We start from the raw sequence: 1950 nt of genomic DNA on the forward strand, positions 1-1950 counted from the left end.
CCTCGATCTTTCGTGACGGTCGGCCGACGGAGTCGGCGGACCGTTTCGCTTTCGGTGGCTGAGGATGGGCACGCCGACAGCCCGAGTGTCGTGTCGGGTGGGCGCCGGGTTCCACTTTCCCGGTGTGGTGGTGCGGATCGTTGGGGTGGTCGGTGTGGCTGGTCAGCCGGGGCTCGGCAAGGCATTGAGCCGGTCGATTGCCCGGGTGATCTCGTCGGTCCAGGGCCATCGCGCAGTGAAGCGGAGCCAGCGGCGGCGGCCGGTGCTCACGAGCTGGGCGGCGGCGCAGAACAGCCTCAGACGGAGCTTCTTGGGTTCCCAGCGGCGGGCCTCGCCGGTCAGCGCGAGCATCGGCATCCAGGCGAGGAGGTCGAGTGCGAGGGAGACGATCTCCAGCCAGATCCAGTTCTGTGCGGTGTCGTGCAGGGGCAGATTGCGCAGTCCGGTGTCGCGGGCGCCTCGGATGCGGTCCTCACAGCGGGCCCGGCGGCGGTGACGCAGTTCGAGGTCGGCGAGCTGGCCGCCTCTTGTGTTGGTCGCGAAGCAGGTCAGCCGTAGCCCGTCAAGGTCGGTGAAACGCAACTGGGCGCCGGGGTGCGGCCGTTCCTTGCGGACGACCAGCCGCATCCCCTTCGGCCACGTACTCAGGTCGGGCATGTCCGTGATCTCCGCGACCCAGGCGCCGGGCCGCTCGGTGCCGCCCGCGTCATAGGCCGGCGTCCACGCCTTCTTCGGAATCTTCAGCACAGCCTGGTGGATGGCGTCGGTGATGGTCATTCCGACGGAATACGACAGCCACCGGCCGGGCCTGGAGAGCCAGTCGAGGAAGGCGTGGGTGCCGCCGGCGGAGTCGGTGCGGATCAACGTCTGCCGGCCCCGCCGCAGGTGTCGGGGCAGTTGAGCCAGGGCGAGCCGGGTGGTTTCGATGTGATCGGTGGCGGTGTTGGAGCCGGCGTTGCCGGGCCTCAGCAGCGCGGCCACCGGCTCGCCGGAACCAGCCTGGCCGTGGTCGACGAACGCCACCAGCGGGTGATGGCCGAAGGTCTTCTTCCAGGTCGCGGTGGCATCTTGCTTCTCGGAGTGCGCCAGGACCAGCACACCGTCGATGTCCACGATCACAGTGCCGTCGACGGCCGGACCGTCCGCACCGGCCAACTCCCAGACCCGCGACCGTACTTCTGCCCGCGCCGACCGGATCGCGGTGAGGGCCTTCGGGCCGGCTGCGGCCAGAGCGTCGACGAGACGGGAGACCGTCGGATCGGAGGCCACGGGGCCGAACACGTCAGGCTCGGCCCGCAGTATGCCGATGTCGGCCAGGCAGTCTCCGCCGAGTGCGACGGCCAGGGCCACATCCAGCAGGATCTTGCCCGGATCGTGCACCGTTCGCGGCTTGCGCCACGGCGCCATTGCCGCCGATACCGCGGTGTCCAGGCCGGACGTGCGGACCGTCTCGACCAGCAGCACCGCCCCGGCCTGAGAGACCGTCCCGCGGCCACCGCCCTCGACGCGGACACGCGGGTACAACCCGATACGCTTACTCACCTGGAAAGTGCCTCCGACGGGCGCGGGAACGAGGGCCTAGACAATCCTCATTCTGGCTGGTCAGGGGCATTTTCCGCTCTTCTGACCAGCCGTCGGACAACGTGCTCAGGAGACTCCGCGAAGTTGGCTACGCGGATTCCATCACGCGATGGTGATGAGGCAAACGACCCTGACCGCACCCCGGGTCCCGTTCTTTACCGTGCGGGCGACCTCATCACTGCGAGCATAGACGGACACGCGACGGCGATCGGGGAGTGCTCGGGGCAAGATCGTACGCCCGCTTCACCTGAGGGGTGCTTCTCTCCTCGCACCCAACCGGACCCTCGACAAGTTCCGATGCCGCTGGTCAGGAGTACTTCTCCCAGCTGTGATCAAGTCGCGGACCGCCCAGTTCGTGAAAGCCCGAGG

1 protein-coding gene is annotated in these 1950 nt (G+C 68.5%); it reads right to left on the bottom strand.

The window, feature by feature from the left end:
- Window positions 1-162: 162 nt before the first annotated feature.
- Window positions 163-1542 carry an IS1380 family transposase gene (locus AWZ10_RS31045; RefSeq protein ID WP_060891237.1) on the bottom strand — a complete coding sequence of 460 codons (1380 nt, stop codon included), beginning with the start codon at window positions 1540-1542 and terminating at the stop codon, window positions 163-165.
- Window positions 1543-1950 lie beyond the last annotated feature (408 nt).

The organism is Streptomyces europaeiscabiei, assembly GCF_001550375.1.
In the GTDB taxonomy this organism is placed as follows: Bacteria; Actinomycetota; Actinomycetes; order Streptomycetales; family Streptomycetaceae; genus Streptomyces; species Streptomyces europaeiscabiei.